Source organism: Hathewaya limosa, assembly GCF_030815255.1.
Classification (GTDB): domain Bacteria; phylum Bacillota; class Clostridia; order Clostridiales; family Clostridiaceae; genus Hathewaya; species Hathewaya limosa.
This window is the reverse complement of record NZ_JAUSWN010000007.1, coordinates 51,390-70,500: the sequence shown is the minus strand read 5'-3', so window position 1 is coordinate 70,500 and position 19,111 is coordinate 51,390. Positions and strand designations below refer to the sequence as shown.

Below are 19,111 nucleotides of genomic sequence, written 5' to 3'. Positions count from 1 at the left end.
TAAATATATGTGTAAAATTAAAAATGTATAGTAATTAAAATCATTTTATGGGTATATTTTTATGTAATTTTTTCATTATAATAAATTTAAATAAAACATTTTCCTATATATCTTTATACATAGAAAAATAAACAAAAAAACTAAGTAACTAATTAAAGAAAATTTTATTAAGTATAAGTAAATACTTATATTACTAATAATGTTTAAAAAAAGATAGTACTTAAATTCTTAAAAATTAAAGAAATTAAGTACTATCTTTTTAACCTATTTTATAAATAATACAATATATAAAAGCATAGTAAATACATCTACCATCTCATAATTACACCCTAAAGTATCTCCGTTTAACCCACCTATTTTATTATTACATAACATATTAAATAGTGTAGATACTATTAAAGCACCTACTATTAAAATAAGTAAATATTTTATTTCTATAAACTTAAATAAAAATAAAATGGTTATTATAATACTTAATATAAGTCCTTTTATCCCTATATTTTGAATGTATATATTAGCTGAACTAATCTTTTTAGCTGGTTTTCCGATATTACATATATACACTACAGATAATCTTCCTATTATAGGTGCAGCAATTAAAATATAAGTCATTCCACTTTGTATTATGGTAGTGATTGCCGCAAATCTTAATAACATATCTGCAATAATTGCAATACAAGCATAGGTTCCTATTCTACTATCTTTCATTACTTCTAAAAGTTTTTCCTTTTCACCTTTAAAACAAAAAAATCCATCAAAAGTATCACCAAGTCCATCTTGATGTAGCCCTCCTGTTAATATAACTGGAACTATAAGTACAATTACTGCTATAATAGTTGCAGGGAAAATTGGATTTAAAAGTTTATATATCCCCCATTGAATTGAACCTATAAAAAGCCCAACAACTGGAAAAAAGAAAGCACCATCTCTAAAATTTTCTTTTTCACATTTTAAGCACTTATTAATAGGAATTCTTGTAAAAAACTGAAAATAAAGTAATAAGTTATTAAAAAATTCTTTCATAATTTCACCTACTATTCATAAGTCAATTAATAATTACTCATTAAAAATATCTATCTTTAAATATAATATATCTTTTTATTACATAGTTGTATAATACTATTTTAATTTAACTGGTAACCCACAAGCCACTAAATAAACCTCATCACTTAGAGATGCCACATATTGATTTATAAATCCTGCAATATCTCTATATATTCTACTAATTTTATATTCTGGAACTATTCCCCACCCTACTTCATTAGTAACCATAACCAAATCTAAGTTCATGTTTCTAGCTTTAGTTATTAATTTTTTAAATTCATTTTTAATAAGTAGGACTATATTGTCCATATCTTCCTTAGAAAAATTATCAAAATCTCTTTCCTCTTCAAATAAAAGATTTGTAGTCATTATAGTAATACAATCTAACAGTATTGCGCCACCTTTAAAATTTTCTATGGCCTTATCTAAATTTTTAAATCCTTCATGAGTTTTCCAGTTTTGATTTCTACTTTCTTTATGACGCTGAATTCTATCTTTCATCTCCTCATCTGTAACTATAGCAGTTGCAATATAAAGAACATCATCTCTACCTTCATAAATATTTTCTGCATATGTACTTTTGCCACTTCTACTTCCACCAGTTACTAAAGTAATTTTCGACATATTGTTTTTCACTCCTTATTATGCTTTATAAAATCAATGAAAATATTTCCGTATTCATACTTTATAAGAGATAAATCCCCATTATGCGATGCAAATTTCCAGAATAAAGCAATATCTTTATTCATAACATAGGTATATATTACTCTAATAACTCCTGCATGAGTAACTAGAAGTATATTATCATTTTCCTTATATATTTGCAAAATTTCATCTAGAAATTCATATATTCTAAGTGAAAAATCTTTATGGCTTTCTCCATTTGGAATCTTATAATTAATCCAATCTTCTTCCCATTCCTTGTATTCTTCACTGTAATTTTCCATAAGATATTTATATTCTTTTCCCTCAAAAACACCAAAATTTCTTTCATCTAACCTCTTGTCAGTATAAAACTCTATTTTCTTAGATACAATTAGATTTGCTGTTTCCTTGGCTCTTTTTTTAGAACTAATATAAATTTTATCAAAATTTATATTTTCTATTTCTTTTCTTATAAGTTCACATTGTTTTTTTCCATTTTTATTAATTCCCGGATCTAATGCACCATAATAAGTTCCCTTATGATTTTCATCTGTGTAACCATGTCTTACTATATATATATTCAACTATAATCACCTATTTCTTCTCACCTGTTGGAGTAATTAAATAGTCTGTTACAATACCTGCTTCATCGAAAGTACCCATATAATTCATCATATACATAGAAGCTTCCATAATCTTAAATCCTAAGGCACATCCTGTCCCCTCACCAAGTCTCATTCTTAAATCCAGCATAGGATTTAGTCCCATTTCTTTCATTGCAAAAACTGCCCCTGGTTCTGCTGACATATGTGATGCAAACATATAGTCTTTTACTTTAGGTTCTAGTTTATATGCACATAATGCTGCTGCAGAAGCTATAAAACCATCTATTAAAATAGGCATTCTCATTTTAGCCGCCCCAATAAAGCAACCACAAAGTCCAGCAATATCAAGACCACCTACTTTACTTAAAACATCTATAACATCATTTTTATTAGGTTTATTAACTTCTATAGCTTTTCTTAAAACTCTTTTTTTATTTTCGAAAGCTTCATCTGTTAAATTTGATCCTCTGCCTGTACATTCTTCTACTGATATACCTGATAATACACTTAAAACTGTTGCACTTGTAGCTGTATTTCCTATACCCATTTCTCCGGTTCCAAATAAATCATATCCATTTCGTGCTAAATTCTCTACTACTTCTATTCCAATTTCTATAGAACGTATAGCATCTTCTCTAGTCATAGCTGGTCCTTCACACATATTGTTCGTACTATATCTAACTTTTCTATTTAAAATTTTAGGATTATCCACATCTTCAATTATACCAACATCTACTACTGTAATATCTGATTCAGAAAAACGTGAAAGTACATTAACCCCTGTAATTCCCTTTGTAAAGTTATTTGAAACTATATATGTAAGTTTTTGCGGACAACTACTAACACCCTCTTCAACAACTCCATTATCTGAACACATAATTACAATATTTTTCTTATGAAACTCATTATATATTTTTCCCGTAATTCCAGCCATTTTAGCTGATATTTCTTCTAATTCCCCTAAACTTCCAACAGGCTTAGTTAATCCATCTAGCCTTTTCCATGCCTTATCTATAGCCTCTTTATAGGCAGGTTTTATTTCATTCAAAGTTTTATTTAATAGTCCCATAATATACAATCCTTTCATGTTATCTTAATAGACTAATTATAGTACATTTATTTTTAAAATTCAATTAATGTTCGTATTATAATTTTTTAAAAAACAAACCGCCACATCCATATTAACAACATAACGGTTTATTTATATTATCTAATTTTTACTGCTGTTCCATATACTATAACTTCAGCAGCACCTGCTGCGACAGAACTTGTTGTATATCTAATTCCTACAATAGCATTTGCCCCCAAGCCTTGTGCCTCTGCAATCATTCGTTCTGTAGCTATCCTTCTTGCTTCATTCATCATATCGGTATAAGCTTTTAATTCTCCACCAACTAAATTTTTAAGTCCACTTAAAAAATCACTTCCAAAATTTTTACATTGTATAGTAGATCCTTTTACTAATTGAATAGTTTCCATTTCACATCCTGAAATGGAATCAGTAGTAACTAAAATCATTTGCTTCACCCCTAACTAATATAATAAATTATATAGTTCTTATGTTATCATATTTAATACTAGTTTTATATAATTAATTATAAACTCGTATTAAATATAAAAAGCTATCTCATTAATAGGACTTTTCCCTACTATGAAATAGCTTTTTAATTATTGTAAATTTTAATGAATTTCCTTTGAATCAATAATCAATAAATTAGATAAATTATTTGATGGATCTCCATCTCCATAACTTCTTAAATATCCTTCGCCTGTTTTAGATGTTGCTACAGTAACTCCATCTATTTTACCATCCTTAGCCATTTGAACAGCTTGTTCTTTAACAACTATATCTCCATTTTCAAGTCTATATGCACTTATTTCACCCTTACTATCTTTAACTACACCTGTAATTACATGAAGTTTTGCATTTCCCATATTAACTCCTCCTATGTTTTGTTTTTATTATTTTTCCCAACATAGAAGAAATTATTTATTTACTTATTAAAAATAGATAAAATCATTTCATCATAATACTTTCCATCTTTAAATATTTCATCTTTTAAAACACCTTCAATTTCAAATCCACACTTTGTATAACATTTTAAAGCTCTTTCATTAAATGAAAATGCACTTAATCTTATTTTTCTCATATTCATATCTTCAAAAATAAACTTTATAAGAACTTGCATAGCATCTGAGCCATAACCTTTGCCCCAATAATCTTTATCTCCTATCATTATACCAACTGTAGCTACCCTAGTAAGCCAATTAACATCGTTAATACCACAACCACCTATATACTTTTTGGCCTCTAAATCTTCTATGGCAAAGTTATACTCTCCTTTTTGATTTGATTTTTGAGATTTTATAAATTCTTCTTCTTCCCATAAAGTCATAGGAAAAGGAATCTTTGTAGTTAAATTTTTCATAAGTTCTTTATCATTAATAAACTGTAATGCTTTCTTTATATCTTCTTCCTTATAAGCCCTTAAACATACCTTTTCTCCATAATACATTAACTCACCTCTAAATTTTTATTTTATAAAATATACTTGATAATTATCCTGATATTTTTTATCTCTCTATTATTGATTATTTGCTATTATTTCCATTATACTATCTTTTCGAAAATTGTAAATATTTTTTTAATTTTCAGAATTTATTCAAATCTTTTTTATTCTAAAAGTTCTATTAATACTTTTTTCGGCTTAATACTTAAATTACTTTATAAAAATAATTTTGTTTTTATTCTTTTAATAATGCAGTTTAACATTTTTTATATCTATTAAATTTTAATCATTAATAATAATTTTCTATTGGATTATAATTTTACTATACTATATAATGAAATATAATTATTATGCTATTTTTATTATAAAAATAAATAAAATTTTGGGAGGTAATTATATGACAAGAGAAGAAAAAGTGCAAATTGTCAGAGAAATTGCAGAAGGCTATTTTAGAAGAGGTGAATTTTTCTGTTCAGAGGCAGTTGTAAAAACTATTAATGATTTATTAGACAAGCCTTTTGATGATTCAGTAACTAAACTTGCTTCTGGTTTTCCTATAGGTGTAGGTAAATCGGGATGTCTATGTGGGGCTGTAAGTGGTGGAGTTATGGCTCTTGGTATGGTTTATGGAAGATGTCATGGTGAAACTATGAATGAGAAAATGCTTCCTGCCGCCGCCGATTTACATAATCATATAAAAGAAATGTATAAGAGTACTTGTTGTCGTGTAATGACAAAAGACTTTAAAGATTTTGCCTGTGCCGAACGTAAGGCTCATTGTATAAAAATAACTGGCGAAGTTGCTTCTTATGTGGCTGGTAAACTTCTAGATGATGGAATACATCTTAACATTAAATAATTTCTATATTTTCTATAAAAAAGATTATCTCTAAATAAAACTCCTGTTTTATTTGAGATAATCTTTTTTATTTATGATACAACCTTATTTAATTCAACTTTATCCTTAATAAACATAAATTTAAAATACTTTATCAAAACATATATTACTATTGATACTGCTATTAATTCTTGAATTTTTACCAAATATTTTAATGCACCTATTGAATTATTATTTTTTATTAAAAACACATTAGTTTGTTTCATTGCTACAGCAGTTATAGCTAATGGAAAAGTAAGTGCTGAATAGCTCGGATAAAACTTTCCTCTTAATATTTTAGGTATATATAATAATGATACTATAAACATTATTAATGATAAAATTGTTAAAAAACCTATCATAATAATACTTTTTTCTTGAAAGCTTGATATATATCCCGCTAAACAAAGACTTGGAGGAGCAGCCATTATTATAATAGTTGGTAATGCCGGTTCTTGAATTTGTTTTACACAAAATATTCTATAAGTTACTATTGGTAATAACATCAAATAAGAAATAAAACCAAACCAAAATATAACTCTACCAAAACTTAATGCTTTATATGCAGGTGCAGTTATACTCACTACAGCAATCCCTACATACACTATAAAATAGCTAGGAAAAACTTTCTTTATATTAAATTTTAATATAAATTTTACTGTAAAATAAACTATTAAAAAACAATGAAGTATAATAGCTAATATCCAGATTCCTTTCGCTACTAAAGGTATATATGGCTTTATATATGTGGTTAAAATCATTACCCCCATAGTAAAAGTAGGAATTGTACTAGCTATAATAGGATTTTCTAAATCTTTTAGTATTCCTTTAAAATCTAAGAATATCTTTAATATTAAAAGTATCAATATTAATCCTGATATAGATCCAAATATATTTCTATATATAGATCCATATGATAATAATAAATTTCCTGTAGTAGCCAAAGCTAACATTAATCCCGCTATAGGTACAGGAATCCTCTGAGCTAATTTTTTCATTTTTCTCCCCACCATATTATAAATATTTTAGACAAATCTAAGTTTAGTATTATGGTAGCATACCTTTATATCGCTGTAAATGACAAAACTAGCTAAAAAGTATTGTAATTTCTTATAATTTGACTATTATCTATTATAATTTTTTATATAGTTTTTTTACTACTATAATGTGTATGAAGAAGTTTATGAGATTTTTCTCCTAAAGGTTCTCCCAAGAATTCCTTATATAGTATTTGTATATCTGGATTTTCATGTGACTTACGTATTGGAAGATTTTTATCTAGTTTATATAATGACTTTATTCTCTCTCTCTTCCCTTCTTCATCTGTAAACGGTTGACCACCGCCCCCTATACATCCACCGGGGCAACACATAACTTCTACAAAGTGGTATTTGCATTTACCCATTCTTATTTGATCAACTATATTTCTTACATTTTTTATACCATTTACAACAGCTACATTTAAAGTTAAATCACCTATATTAACTTGTGATTCTTTTATTCCATCTAAACCTCTAACCTCATTAAATTCAAGTTTATTTAGTTCTTCATTTGAAATTTTCTCATAGGCTGTTCTTAATGCCGCCTCCATAACTCCACCAGTAGCTCCAAAAATAGTTCCAGCACCAGACCCTAATCCTAATGGTGAATCAAATTTTTCTTCTTTTAAAACACTAAAATCCATCCCTGTTTCTCTAAACATTCTAGCAAGTTCCCTAGTAGTTAAAACAGCATCTACAGCTCTAACATCCATCCCCTCAATATTTCTTCTCTGTGCTTCATCTTTTTTAGCTGTACATGGCATTATAGATACACTAAATATTTTTGAAGGCTCTATATTTACCTTTTCTGCATAATATGTTTTAGCTATACTTCCAAACATTTCTTGTGGAGATTTACATGTAGAAATATTAGGTATAACATCTGGCGTTAATTTTTCCACATAATTTATCCATCCCGGACAACAAGAAGTCATCATAGGAATTACTCCATTATTCTTTATTCTATAAATTAATTCATTTCCTTCTTCCATAATAGTTAAGTCAGCTGCAAAATTAGTATCAAATACCTTATCAAATCCTAATCTCTTAAGAGCTGCTACTAATTTTCCAGTAACTATATGCCCACTTTCATCACCAAATTCTTCTCCCAGTGAAACTCTAATAGAGGGTGCTGCTTGTACAACTACATGCATGTTTGGATCTTGAATGGCTTCCCAAACTCTATCAATATCCTCTTTTTCATGTAAAGCTCCTACTGGACAAACTGTTGTGCATTGTCCACAATATAAACAAGAAGTCTTTTCTAGTGGTATTCCAAATGGTGTTGAAATAGTATATCCATCTGAACGAAATGCATAATTTATTATGTTCATTTCTTGTACTTTCTTACACACGTCAACACATCTTCCGCATTTAACACATTTATTTAGGTCTCTAACTATACATGGATTACTATCATCTATAGGCAAATATTTTTCTCTTCTTTCAAATTCAATTGTTCTTAAATTATACTGTGCTGCCAATTTTTGAAGTTCACAGTTTCCATTCTTAATACAATTCAAACAATCCTTAGGATGATCTGCTAATATAAGTTCTAAAATATTCTTTCTTAATTCTCTAACTTTTTTGCTATTTGTAAGTACTTCCATACCCTCATATACCGGAGTAGAACAGGCTGTAACCATTTTATTTCTACCCTTAATTTCTACAGTACATATACGACAATTAGCCTTAATCTCTTGCCCCTTTAAATAACATAGTGTAGGTATAGTAATGCCTATTTGTTTAGCAGCTTCTAAAATAGTAGTATTTTCTTCTACTAAAACCTCAATACCATCTATAATTACATTTATCTTAGCCATTACTACATCTCCTCCTTATTATTAAAACAAGATCCCACTTTGCATTTTCGCTCTATATGTTCATCAAATTCATTCTTAAATATTTTTAAACAGGACTTCAACGCAGTGGGTGCTGATTTTCCAAGACCACAAAATGATGCGTACTTCATTGTTTCTATAACTTTTTCAAAGTTTTTATAATCCTCAAGTTTTGCTTCTCCCTGTATGAATTTACCTAATATTCTTAAAATTTGTTTGTTTCCTTCTCTACATGGAGTACATTTTCCACAAGATTCATGAAGGAAAAACTCATATATATGCTTTAAAAATTCTAAAGTACATATAGAATCATCTACTACTAATATAGCTCCCGAACCTATACTTATTCCTGCATTTTTAAATTCATTGTAACATAATGGTATATCTAACATTTCAGTTGATATGCAAGCACCTGAAGAACCTCCCATTTGAACGAACTTTAAGTTCTTATTATCTGGAATTCCACCACCAATATCATAAATTATTTCTCTTAAAGTTATACCGAAAGGTACTTCGAAAACCCCTCTATTTTTAACATTACCAGAAAGACATATAAGTTTAGTGCCACCACTATACTCTGTTCCGTAACTTCTATATTTTTCTCCTCCATTTGAAACTATATATGAAATAGCTGCAAAGGTTTCAACATTATTAACCAATGTAGGTTTTTTATAAAGTCCACATATTTTTATATAAGGAGGTTTTATTCTAGGTCTTCCTGCTTTTCCTTCTGAAGACTCAATTAAAGCTGAATTTTCACCTACTACATATCCTCCTGCACCAGTTAAAACTTCTATATCAAATTCAAAATCCATACCTAAAATACTTTTTCCTAAATATCCTTTTTTCTTAGCATTTTCAATAGCTTCATTTACTATTTTTTGAGATTGTGCATATTCTCCTCTTATATAAATATACCCTTTCTTAGAACCTAAAATATAGGCAGCTATAGTCATACCTTCAATTAGCCTTAAAGGATCTTTATCTAAAATAACTTTATCTTTAAATGTTCCCGGTTCACCTTCATCTGCATTACATACAACATATTTAGTATCACCATCAACATAATAGGCTTGTTCCCATTTAACACCTGTAGGATATGCTGCTCCCCCTCTTCCCATAAGTTTTGATTTTTTAACTTCTTCAACGATTTCTAGTGGTTCCATAGAAAGAGCCTTTTTAAGTCCTTTAAAACCATCATATTTAACATATTCATCTACATTACAAGGATCAATTTTTCCACAATTCTTAGTTATTAATTCTATTGTTCTTGACATGACACATCTCTCCTATATTCATCTAATATTTTCTTAACCTTTTCTCTGGTTAAGTTACCATAGACCTTTTCTCCTATTTTCATGGCAGGAGCTATATCACATCCGCCTATGCAGCTTGTACATTGAAGTGTAAAGAAATTATCCTTAGTAGTTTCTCCGACTTTTATATTCAATATATCTTCTAAATAACCAAGAATAACTTTAGAATTTCTAACAAAACAAGGTCCACTTTTACAAACTTCTATTATATACTTACCCTTAGGCTTATCATTTAACATAGAATAAAATGTTATTACTTCATAAACATCTGAGATTGAAACTTTTATTATATCTGCCAATACTTTAGCTTGTGCTTCACTAATAAAATTTCTTTCATTTATTTCTTGAATATCACGAAGCATAAATATCATTTTTTGTTTTGAATAATTATACTTTTCTGCTATAATTCTTATTTCACTATCAGTAGCAAATCCCATAGAATTGTTACCTCCCTAAAATTAATTCCTTTTATTTAACTCAGCTGAATTTTCAACCACATACTAACATACTGGAAAATTTGTTTCAATAGTTTTAATATTAATTAAAAAATTAACATAACTTTTTTCCTTGTGGTATTTTTAACCCTTTATTCATCAATCGTTCTAAGGCATTTTAAATCGCTGTTATTTAAATAACATCTATCTTAGGAAGTAATATTACTGTGTGAAATTTCTTCGAATTAAGTCTTTTTATGTATGTTATTTCTGTTTTTTATAATATATAAATAAAATTTTTTTCAAATATTTTATTTTATTTTACTTTATTTGTCTATTTTAAATTTTTAAAAACAATAAATAATAACTATTGTTTTTTTTAACAATGTCTATTATTTTATTAACAACCTCGTTATTCTTATGACACAATTCTATAATGTCTTAAAATCAATTATGTCATCTCCCATTGAATTAGCTTCATCCATATCATGAGTAACTAATATAATTGTTCTTTTATCATATTTCCATAATTGTAAAAATTCCTTTATAATTTTTTGTTTTAGATCTTTATCTAATCCAACAAAAGGTTCATCCATTAGAAGTAGCTCACTTTTATATGCAAAAGCCCTTGCTATAGCTACCCTTCTTTGCATACCACCACTTAATTCCCCTGGGTATTTATTTTTATGTTCATATAGATTAACAAGTTTTAAATATTTTATTATTACTTTATTTCTTTCATCCTTTTCCATATAAGACTTTAAAACAAAATCTACATTTTCATATACTGTAAGCCAAGGTATAAGCCTATATTCTTGAAAAATATACGATACTTCTTTTACATTTAATAAAACTTCTCCACTATAATTTTTATCTATACCAGATATAATATTTAATAAAGTTGTTTTTCCACAACCTGAAGGTCCTAAAAGTACTGTTATCTTATTTTTTATAAACTTCATACTAAAATTTTTAAGAATCATTTCATTATTATATTGCTTAGAAATATCACTAAGTTTAACCGCTATATTCTCTTGCATTTTTAGGATACCCCCTTTTTTTGAAATCGTCATCTAATATTTATTCTAGTCCTTTTATTAACATATTTTTTAAACACATTCTCTAATATTAGGCTTAACAAAACAACTATAATAGTCCATGCAAACAGTTCTTCTGTATCTAAATTTGATTTAGAACTTAATATATTTAACCCTATTGAAAATTTAGGTGTACTTAACACTTCCGATGCTACTGAAACCTTCCATCCAACCCCAAGACACATAAGTATTCCTGAATATATGTATGGCATAATCCAAGGAAAATATATTTGCTTTAAAATATAGATTTTTCTTACCTTATACAGCTTAGCCATACTAATTAAATTCTTATCTACAGACTTTATTCCTTGAAGTACATTTGTATAAATCATCGGAAAACACATTAGAATTGTTGTAAAAATAGGTACACTATTAGAATTGAACCATACTAAGGCAATTATTATTATAGACATAACAGGAGTTGCTTTAACTGCTGTTATAAACGGATCTAAAATCTCTTCCAAAAATATATTTACTCCTGAAAATATTCCTAAAATAATACCTAAAATAATAGAAGTTAAAACCCCTAAAATAACTCTTATTATACTTAAAAGAACACTTTTCCAAAAATACTTTTCAAATATTAGTTTACTTAAAGTTATTAAAACACTTAAAGGTTGTGGTAATAAAATTTGGTTATTAATAAGGAGAGATAAACCCTCCCAAATTAATAACCAAAACATTAGAATCCCTACCTTTTTACTTACCCTTGTAGTAAAAATCTTCATTTGGAAGTTTTCCTCCAATGGATTTAGGGTTGTTTTTTAACAATACATCATAAAAATTATTTAAGTGTTCCTTTGATTCTTGTGCATTTAAAAATACTATATTACATTTTGGTATAGCCTTTTCTGCTATTTTAGCTTTTGCAATTATTCCATACTTTTCAGTTAGTTCTGCCGCTTTTACTGTATTATTATTCACAAATTCTATTGAGTTCTTATAATCCTCTAAAAACTTATCTAGATTTTTTTCATTTTTATCTATAAAATTTTTTCTAAATACTATTGTTCCCATTGCTAATTTACTATTTTTATCTGAAACCTTTTCCCATTCTTTTGTTAAATCAAGTGATACTTTTAAATTTTTGTCTTTGACCTTAGTAACTGTAACAAAAGGTTCTGGAAGTATGGCAATATTAGCTTTTTTTGATGCTAATGCTGCTGATAAATCACTATGTTGATTCATATACTGAATATCTATATCTTTTTCTTTATCTATATTATTTTTAGCCAAAATATAATTTAAAATATATTCAGGTGTAGCGCCTTTTCCACTAGAGTAAATTGTTTTTCCCCTCAAATCACTTATATTTTTAATAGTATCTCCATTTTCAACTACATATAACATTCCTAAAGTATTTACACACGCTAACTTTACATTTCCTTTAGTTTTGTTATATAAAACTGCTGCTAAATTCGAAGGTACTGCTGCTCCATCTAATTCCCCATTAACAATCTTAGCAACTATCTGATCCGGTGAATCAAAAATTCTTATATCATACTTATTATTTTGTTCATCCATGAGTTTTACCATACTTATACCGGTAGGACCTTTTAAAGTTCCTATTTTTATCTTTTCTTTATTTTCTTCTTTTACCGTATTATTTTTTTCCTTTTTAACTTCTGTATTAGTTTCTTTTTTATTAGTTTCATTCTTACCTGAACATCCAACAGCAATATTTAAACTAAAAATCAACATAAAAATGCATAATATAGAAATGATTTTCTTTTTCATACAATTAGCCCCCTATTCATGAATTCATATCTGTTTTAATACTATACCACTTTTTTATATAATTCAATATATTATATATTAATTAAAATTTTATCAAATTCATTTTCAAATATTGGAATTATGACCTTTTAAAACACAAATTACACTCTATTTATGATACAAACTATAAATAAACACAAAAATATAAAAAACTTGCAAAATCTTAATAGTAAAATATATTTCCTTTATATTACAAAATATATTTTATATTATATTTTACAAGTTATACATTAAATACTTCATAAAATAAATCATCTTTATTTAAAAACCTTATTATATTAATATGGATTTACATGTACCATGCAATGGATTATTCTACCGTCTAACTTTTCTATTTTCCTATGCACAGCTTCTGCTACGTTATGAGCCTTAGTTAAAGAATAATGTTTATTCACAGATATTTCAACATCTACATAAATTCTATTTCCGTGTATCCTTGTCTTTAATTCATCAATTCTTTCCACATCTTCTATAAATTCTATTTCATTTCTTATAGCCTCAATAGTTTCTTTATCCGCTGCTTTGTCTACAAGTTGATTTATAGAATTTCTATATATATCAAATGCAACTTTTAAAATCAATACACATATTATTAAAGAAGCTAATGGATCTAGAATAGGAATTCCTAATCGTGCACCTACAATTCCAACAAGACTTCCTATAGACGATAATGCATCAGAACGGTGATGCCATGCATCTGCTTCTAAGGCTGTACTTTTTATTTTTTTTGCCCCTTTCATAGTATACCTATACATCCATTCTTTAGTTAAAATAGATAATACAGCAGCATAAATAGCTATCTTTTGGGGAATTATATAGTTTCCACTAAATATAATTTTTATAGCTTCTACTCCTATAAAAATGCCTGTACAAAATAATAATGCAGCTAAAATCTTACTTGTAATTGCCTCCAGCTTTTCATGTCCATAAGGATGATCCTCATCTGCAGGTTTTGCTGAAAATCTTAATCCAATTAAAACCGCCACGGTACTTAATACATCCGACAGTGAATGTATTGAATCAGCTAACATAGCAGAGCTTTTTCCCACTATTCCTGCTATAAATTTTATTAGAGATAAAAAAATATTACCTATTATTGTTACATAAGAAATTTTATTTCCAATTGCTAATCTTTCTTCATTATTCATATAACACATCCCCTTATCATTGAGAATTTAGATTGTTAATTGATAATAGTATTAAATAACATATTATCAGTATATGCATTATATTTCAATGTGTCAACAATTTTTATTTATGATTTATATTATCATTTGATAAAGATAATCTTCCACAATTTATAATTAACCTCATATTTTTCTTTTTATTCTATAATTTTTCATATATTATTGAAATTGTTTATATGTTAATCTTTTTAGCTTATTTTTCCTTATTAGTATATAATTAATATATCAAATTATAATTGAGGTGATTTTATGTCAAAAACTATAGAAGAAAAGTCAGAAATTGTTAGAAACATTGCTGAGGAATACTTTAAAAAAGAAGAATTATTTTGTTCGGAGGTTGTATTAAAAACTATTAATGATTTATTACCTAATCCTCAACCAAATGAAATTATAAAATTATCTTCTGGATTTGCAGCCGGTGTTGGCGCTACTGGATGCTTATGCGGATCAATTAGTGGTGGAGTTATGTCTCTTGGGCTAGTATATGGTAGATGTTATGGCGAAAAAATGAACGAAAAAATGCTTCCAAAGGCTGCTGCATTACATCATTATATGAAAAGTACTTATAATAGTACCTGTTGTCGTGTGTTAACAAAAGATTTTAAAGATAATAAGTCAAATCGTAAAAATCACTGTATGAAATTAACCGGTGAAGTAGCCTATTATATAACCAAAATACTTTTAGATGATAATATTGAATTGAACATAAAATAGAAAAGAAAAGGACAAGCATATATTAAAAATTTTCTTGTCCTTTTTCTACTATATTATAATTTAAGTCTTTGATTAATATATTATTCGCCTAGACCTTTCCAATTTTCTTTTATTTCATATAATGAACTTAATACAATCCCTTTATCTTTAGCCTGTACTCCACCTCTAACCCTAGCTATATTATTATAAATATCATCAACCTCCCCTAATTCAGATGCGTATTGAACTCGTTTTATGACCTTACTCCACCCATTTTCTATTTTTTCTACTTCACTCTTCGCTTTATCCCATTGCTCCTCACTAGCATATTTAATGGTGTTATCCACATATTCCATTACTTTATCATCCATACCCCAAGGTTTTTTTAAAAGTGGGGCGCCTATCATAAGCAATACAAAGATTATTAAAGAAAATACAGGTAAAAATATAGTTAAAAACTTTCTCATAAGATCACCTCTTTTTTAATACGGTCCTTTATAATCACCAATATCAATAAGTTTTTTTATTTTATCTTTGTATGTATCTACGTAAATATCTCCTTTAGGATTAACAGTTGCTAAAAAAACATCCTCATGATTTTTTATTCCTCTTTTTCTTAATTCATTCTTTAACCATTGATTATCTTTTTTTAAATTTTTTAAATTTTGTTCTACAATTTGACCATCATATATTAATTCTATATTAATACCATCTTTTTCTGGTTTAAGTTTAAGATCTTTTAAAGTAACTGGATTATTCTCTGGTTTCTTTAAAATAGATAATTCCCCATCGGACTCTAAAATTGCGCATTGGACTTCATTTAAATCAAACACCCCTTTACTTCTAAGTTGTTCCATTATATCAGACATTCTATATCTTATTTTTTTTAAATGTTCTTCCATAATCTTTCCATCCATAATAACTACTATTGGTTGCCCATCTATATACTTAGCCGTAAATCTCCATCTTAGAGTAATAAATTGCATTAAATATCCTAGTAAACACCAAGTAAGTAAACCTACCCAGTGTGGCCACGCTCTTGTTGATAAATCGGTTGTCAATGTAGAGGCTGTAGAACCTATTGTTATGCCAAGTACATAATCGAAAAATGTAAGTTGACTTATTTGCTGTTTTCCTAATACCCTAGCAAAAATTATAAGTGAAAAAAACCCAATAATCGATCTTACCAAAACTACTAGAGCCTCATTCATATTTTTCATCTCCTTTATAAAGTTAGCACTCCATAATATATTCTCCTAACTTTTTAAAATTATACGAGATAAATTTATATCAAACGCCTTTAACTTATTACATAATTTTAAGTAACTATTCTTCTTAACTTTCATATTAATATTATAAAATCTTTTTAAATTTATGATTAACTTTATATTATTTGTTAATAATATTGATAATTTGTAATTTTATTCCACAAGATAACCATACTTTATACTTAATATACAAAACTATTTCAACTCTTTACACTACTTTTTAACTTTATGAAATTATTTACTTATACATATAAGTAATCTAGAAATTTATTCTAAAGGGGAGTTATATATGAAAAAAATACAAAACAAGAAAAAGATTTATAAGTCTTTACTTATTCCCATTTTTATAGGAGGTTTCTGTGGATTTTTACTAAGCAAAATTTTTATGATCTCTATAGTAGATGGTCATTCAATGGATAATACCTTGCATCATAAAGGAATTTTATTTGTTAACAAACTTTATACTAAAATAGATTCACCAAAACCTGGAGATATTGTCATTTTAAAAACGGATAAAACTGATAAAAGAAACTTACTTGTAAAAAGACTTATAGGAATACCTGGAGACTTTATAGAAATAAATGATAACAAAGTCTATAGAAATGGAAAACTTTTAAGTGAACCTTATATAAAGGAAACAATGATTAACAATAAAAACTTAAATTTGAAAATTCCTAAAGATAAAATATTTTTCATGGGAGATAACAGAAATTCTTCTTATGATAGTAGAGAGGAAGGTTTATATCCTGTTGATTCAATAGTAGGAAAAGTATTTTACTTTCATTGATTTTAAAATGTGTTGTTTTTAGAATTTTCAATTTGTTTTCTATTTTTTTCAAACAACTTATGTAAACTTCTGTATTCATCCTATATTTTTTTAAATATATTACTATAATTTTATTTTTTTACTTTTATAACTATTTAATTTGGCTTATAATGATTTTATAGATTGTATATTTTTTAACATTACAAGTTATTTTTTATTTGAAAGGATGGGTATTATGAAAACACATAATGAAAACTATTTTATACAACTTTTAACTAAAGAAATAGTTCCTGCTCTTGGTTGTACAGAACCTATTGCTGTTGCACTTGCAGCTAGCAAATCTAGTGAAACCTTAGGTGGATTAATCGATAATATAGAAGTATATGTAAGTAATAATATTTTAAAAAATGGTATGGGAGTAGGTATCCCTGGCACAGGTATGGTCGGACTTAATATTGCAGCCGCTTTAGGTTGTATAGGTGGAAATTCTAAAGCTGGCTTAGAAGTTTTAAAAAATATAAATAAAGAAGATATATATAAATCAAAACAACTTTTAAAAGAAAATAAAGTAACTGTATTACCTAAAAAAGTACCAAATAAACTATATGTAGAAGTTACTTGTAATGGTATTAATGGAAAATGTACAACTATAATTAAAGATAATCACTCAAATATAGTATCAGTAAAATTAAATAATAAACTTATAGTTAATAATGAAATAGAAGATTCAAAAAAAGAGCAGCAATGTTGTTGCACCGAAGAAATTCAACATACTAACATTGATGAAATTTACGACTTCGTTATGAATGTAGACCATAACAAAATTAGTTTTCTTTTAGATGGAGCTGAAATGAATAAAAAAATAGGTGTAGAAGGAATTACTAACGATTATGGATTAAAAGTCGGGAAAACAATTTATTCTAAAATGAAATCCGGTCTTATTGGTGATGATATCCAAAACTATGCCATGGCTTTAACTGCAGGTGCTTCTGATGCTAGAATGGCTGGTTGTATGTTGCCTGTTATGAGTAATTCTGGAAGTGGTAATCAGGGTCTTACCGTTATGTTACCTGTTGTTGCTGTTTGTGAAAAACTAAAAGTTTCTAAAGAAACACAAATTCGTGCTCTTGCCTTGGCTAATTTAATCGCTATTCATATAAAATCCTATCTTGGAAGATTATCTGCACTTTGTGGATGTGTAGTATCTGCTTCCGGTGCTAGTGCAGGTATAGTTTATTTATTAGGTGGCGATTTGAAAAAAATTAAATACGCCATAAAAAACATGGCTGGAAATATTGTGGGAATGATTTGTGATGGTGCAAAGACTGGCTGTGCACTTAAAGTTTCTACAGGGGTTAGTGCCGCTATGCAATCCGCACTGCTTGCAATGGATAATATAGAAATTTCTTGTCAAGATGGAATTATTAATGACAATATTGAAGAAACCATTAAAAACCTTGCTAAAATTGGTTCGGAAGGTATGAAAGAAACCGATAATCTAATCTTAGATATTATGACATCTAAAAAATGTTAAAATTTACTTAAATCCATAAGAGACAAGTATTTAAAACTATATTCAAAGTTCTAAATACTTGTCTCTTTATCTTATTTCTTAGGTTGAAAACTTCTCCATCCCGTAAATATTTTCAAAACACTTATTATTAATGCAACTACTACTAATAATGTAGAATTAATTTTTAACACTATTCCTATAAGTGACAGTATAACTACTATACCACCTGTCATTATTAAATTAGCGCCTATCCATTTGGAGAATACCTTTTCATTTCTCTTATTACCTTTTTGGGCATTTTCATCTAATATCGTAACTACTCCCCATTTAAAACTATTAATTATGCAACCTAATATTGCTATAAATGCTCCAATAAATATCCAAAAAATATTCATAATGCTATTAAACCCCTTTTCTCTATAGTAATTTCTCAATTTCAAAGTATATTATATCTATTATATTTATAAACCTATAAAATTGCTACTAATTTCATATAACA

Annotated in this window: 22 protein-coding genes; 4 read left to right on the top strand and 18 right to left on the bottom strand. The window is 27.4% G+C overall.

Features of this window, described 5'->3' with window-relative positions; genetic code table 11:
- Positions 1 to 264: 264 nt before the first annotated feature.
- The 7 genes from cobS to QOZ93_RS05360 all read right to left on the bottom strand — a co-directional run bounded on the left by cobS (position 265) and on the right by QOZ93_RS05360 (position 4,810).
- Positions 265 to 1,023: an adenosylcobinamide-GDP ribazoletransferase gene (gene cobS, locus QOZ93_RS05390; RefSeq protein ID WP_307355422.1), complete on the bottom strand. Its 759-nt coding sequence runs from the start codon at positions 1,021 to 1,023 to the stop codon at positions 265 to 267.
- 96 nt (positions 1,024 to 1,119) lie between these two features.
- Positions 1,120 to 1,668, bottom strand: coding sequence for a bifunctional adenosylcobinamide kinase/adenosylcobinamide-phosphate guanylyltransferase (gene cobU, locus QOZ93_RS05385; protein ID WP_307355420.1), 549 nt, complete (start codon positions 1,666 to 1,668; stop codon positions 1,120 to 1,122).
- An 8-nt stretch (positions 1,669 to 1,676) separates the two neighbouring features.
- On the bottom strand, positions 1,677 to 2,273 hold the full coding sequence (cobC, locus tag QOZ93_RS05380; protein WP_307355419.1) for an alpha-ribazole phosphatase: 597 nt from the start codon (positions 2,271 to 2,273) through the stop codon (positions 1,677 to 1,679).
- Positions 2,274 to 2,283: 10 nt separating this feature from the next.
- Positions 2,284 to 3,363 carry a nicotinate-nucleotide--dimethylbenzimidazole phosphoribosyltransferase gene (cobT, locus tag QOZ93_RS05375; RefSeq protein ID WP_111941394.1) on the bottom strand — a complete coding sequence of 360 codons (1,080 nt, stop codon included), beginning with the start codon at positions 3,361 to 3,363 and terminating at the stop codon, positions 2,284 to 2,286.
- A 137-nt stretch (positions 3,364 to 3,500) separates the two neighbouring features.
- On the bottom strand, positions 3,501 to 3,812 hold the full coding sequence (locus QOZ93_RS05370) for a YbjQ family protein (protein ID WP_111941392.1): 312 nt from the start codon (positions 3,810 to 3,812) through the stop codon (positions 3,501 to 3,503).
- 162 nt (positions 3,813 to 3,974) lie between these two features.
- Entirely contained in the window at positions 3,975 to 4,229 is a 255-nt protein-coding gene (locus QOZ93_RS05365) for a DUF3892 domain-containing protein (RefSeq protein ID WP_111941390.1), read from the bottom strand.
- Positions 4,230 to 4,288: 59 nt separating this feature from the next.
- Positions 4,289 to 4,810 (bottom strand): GNAT family N-acetyltransferase, encoded by a 522-nt coding sequence (locus tag QOZ93_RS05360; RefSeq protein ID WP_111941388.1) that lies wholly within the window; start codon positions 4,808 to 4,810, stop codon positions 4,289 to 4,291.
- A gap of 391 nt (positions 4,811 to 5,201) precedes the next feature.
- Between QOZ93_RS05360 and QOZ93_RS05355 the strand changes: the two genes are divergently transcribed.
- Complete coding sequence (locus QOZ93_RS05355; protein WP_111941386.1) at positions 5,202 to 5,663, top strand: C-GCAxxG-C-C family protein; 462 nt, start codon at positions 5,202 to 5,204, stop codon at positions 5,661 to 5,663.
- 71 nt (positions 5,664 to 5,734) lie between these two features.
- Here QOZ93_RS05355 and QOZ93_RS05350 read toward each other — a convergent pair whose 3' ends face one another.
- From QOZ93_RS05350 to QOZ93_RS05315, 8 genes are all read right to left on the bottom strand, one after another.
- Positions 5,735 to 6,679, bottom strand: coding sequence for a TDT family transporter (locus QOZ93_RS05350; RefSeq protein ID WP_111941384.1), 945 nt, complete (start codon positions 6,677 to 6,679; stop codon positions 5,735 to 5,737).
- Between the two features lie 143 nt (positions 6,680 to 6,822).
- Positions 6,823 to 8,544 carry an NADH-dependent [FeFe] hydrogenase, group A6 gene (locus QOZ93_RS05345; RefSeq protein ID WP_307355418.1) on the bottom strand — a complete coding sequence of 574 codons (1,722 nt, stop codon included), beginning with the start codon at positions 8,542 to 8,544 and terminating at the stop codon, positions 6,823 to 6,825.
- Positions 8,545 to 8,546: 2 nt separating this feature from the next.
- Positions 8,547 to 9,839 carry a complex I 51 kDa subunit family protein gene (locus QOZ93_RS05340; RefSeq protein WP_307355417.1) on the bottom strand — a complete coding sequence of 431 codons (1,293 nt, stop codon included), beginning with the start codon at positions 9,837 to 9,839 and terminating at the stop codon, positions 8,547 to 8,549.
- Positions 9,824 to 10,315 (bottom strand): NADH-quinone oxidoreductase subunit NuoE family protein, encoded by a 492-nt coding sequence (locus tag QOZ93_RS05335; protein ID WP_111941378.1) that lies wholly within the window; start codon positions 10,313 to 10,315, stop codon positions 9,824 to 9,826. The genes QOZ93_RS05340 and QOZ93_RS05335 overlap by 16 nt, the downstream gene beginning before the upstream one ends.
- 428 nt (positions 10,316 to 10,743) lie before the next feature.
- Positions 10,744 to 11,352, bottom strand: coding sequence for an ABC transporter ATP-binding protein (locus tag QOZ93_RS05330; protein ID WP_111941376.1), 609 nt, complete (start codon positions 11,350 to 11,352; stop codon positions 10,744 to 10,746).
- 29 nt (positions 11,353 to 11,381) lie between these two features.
- Positions 11,382 to 12,137: an ABC transporter permease gene (locus QOZ93_RS05325; RefSeq protein ID WP_307355416.1), complete on the bottom strand. Its 756-nt coding sequence runs from the start codon at positions 12,135 to 12,137 to the stop codon at positions 11,382 to 11,384.
- Positions 12,109 to 13,146, bottom strand: a complete 1,038-nt coding sequence (locus QOZ93_RS05320; RefSeq protein WP_307355415.1) for an ABC transporter substrate-binding protein — start codon at positions 13,144 to 13,146, stop codon at positions 12,109 to 12,111. The genes QOZ93_RS05325 and QOZ93_RS05320 overlap by 29 nt, the downstream gene beginning before the upstream one ends.
- A 317-nt stretch (positions 13,147 to 13,463) precedes the next feature.
- On the bottom strand, positions 13,464 to 14,333 hold the full coding sequence (locus tag QOZ93_RS05315; RefSeq protein WP_307355414.1) for a cation diffusion facilitator family transporter: 870 nt from the start codon (positions 14,331 to 14,333) through the stop codon (positions 13,464 to 13,466).
- A gap of 288 nt (positions 14,334 to 14,621) precedes the next feature.
- On the opposite strand from QOZ93_RS05315, the gene QOZ93_RS05310 reads away from it, so the two are divergent.
- Positions 14,622 to 15,086, top strand: a complete 465-nt coding sequence (locus QOZ93_RS05310; protein WP_307355413.1) for a C-GCAxxG-C-C family protein — start codon at positions 14,622 to 14,624, stop codon at positions 15,084 to 15,086.
- A gap of 80 nt (positions 15,087 to 15,166) precedes the next feature.
- Here the strand turns inward: QOZ93_RS05310 and QOZ93_RS05305 are convergent, their stop codons facing one another.
- Positions 15,167 to 15,532 carry a DUF4363 family protein gene (locus tag QOZ93_RS05305; RefSeq protein WP_307355412.1) on the bottom strand — a complete coding sequence of 122 codons (366 nt, stop codon included), beginning with the start codon at positions 15,530 to 15,532 and terminating at the stop codon, positions 15,167 to 15,169.
- 15 nt (positions 15,533 to 15,547) lie between these two features.
- Complete coding sequence (locus QOZ93_RS05300) at positions 15,548 to 16,276, bottom strand: DUF421 domain-containing protein (protein WP_307355411.1); 729 nt, start codon at positions 16,274 to 16,276, stop codon at positions 15,548 to 15,550.
- 346 nt (positions 16,277 to 16,622) lie between these two features.
- On the opposite strand from QOZ93_RS05300, the gene lepB reads away from it, so the two are divergent.
- Together lepB and QOZ93_RS05290 are read left to right on the top strand one after the other, a co-directional pair.
- On the top strand, positions 16,623 to 17,120 hold the full coding sequence (gene lepB / locus QOZ93_RS05295) for a signal peptidase I (RefSeq protein ID WP_111941362.1): 498 nt from the start codon (positions 16,623 to 16,625) through the stop codon (positions 17,118 to 17,120).
- 214 nt (positions 17,121 to 17,334) lie between these two features.
- A complete protein-coding gene (locus QOZ93_RS05290; RefSeq protein ID WP_307355410.1) occupies positions 17,335 to 18,633 on the top strand; it encodes an L-cysteine desulfidase family protein in 1,299 nt (432 codons plus the stop codon).
- Between the two features lie 71 nt (positions 18,634 to 18,704).
- Here QOZ93_RS05290 and QOZ93_RS05285 read toward each other — a convergent pair whose 3' ends face one another.
- A complete protein-coding gene (locus QOZ93_RS05285; protein WP_307355409.1) occupies positions 18,705 to 19,007 on the bottom strand; it encodes a hypothetical protein in 303 nt (100 codons plus the stop codon).
- Positions 19,008 to 19,111: the final 104 nt, after the last annotated feature.